This window comes from Planctomonas deserti (assembly GCF_003067705.1).
GTDB lineage: Bacteria > Actinomycetota > Actinomycetes > Actinomycetales > Microbacteriaceae > Planctomonas > Planctomonas deserti.
Window position 1 is genome coordinate 1 of sequence record NZ_QANL01000118.1, and the last position, 597, is coordinate 597.

General features: G+C 66.2%; 1 protein-coding gene. It reads left to right on the forward strand.

Features of this window, described 5'->3' with window-relative positions; translation table 11 throughout:
• Positions 1 to 597 (forward strand): recombination-associated protein RdgC (gene rdgC, locus DAI20_RS19855; protein ID WP_108252900.1); only part of this gene is annotated, 597 nt, incomplete at both ends.

Sequence of the window (597 nt, forward strand, 5' to 3'; positions counted from 1 at the left end):
TCGGCGCACTGGAAATGAATTCGCGCGGCTTCATCTCGCCATTCGGCCGCGAGGAGAAGGAACTGCTCTCCCACCGCATCGCCGAACACCTGTGGCTGACCGTGGGCGGCGAGGACAAGATCCTGCCGGCGGCGGTGGTCAACGACCTGCTTGAGCGCAAGCTGGAGGAGATCGAGGAGAAGGAAGGCCGCCGCCCGGGTGGCCGCGAGCGCAAGCGCATGAAGGACGACCTGCTGCATGAACTGCTGCCGCGCGCCTTCGTGAAGTCCTCGCGCAACGACGCCTTCATCGACCTGCAGCACGGCTACGTGGCAGTGGATACCTCCAGCCGCAAGACCGGCGAGTACTTCATGTCCGACATCCGTGGCCTGCTCGGCAGCTTCCCGGCGATGCCGCTGAACGCCGAAGTCGCGCCGCGTTCGATCCTGACCGGCTGGATTGCCGGCGAGCCGCTGCCGACCGGGCTGAGCCTGGGCGAAGAGTGCGAGATGAAGGACCCGGTGGAAGGTGGCGCGGTGGTCAAGTGCCAGCACCAGGAACTGCGCTGCGACGAGATCGACAAGCACCTGGACGCCGGCAAGCAGGTGACCAAGCTGG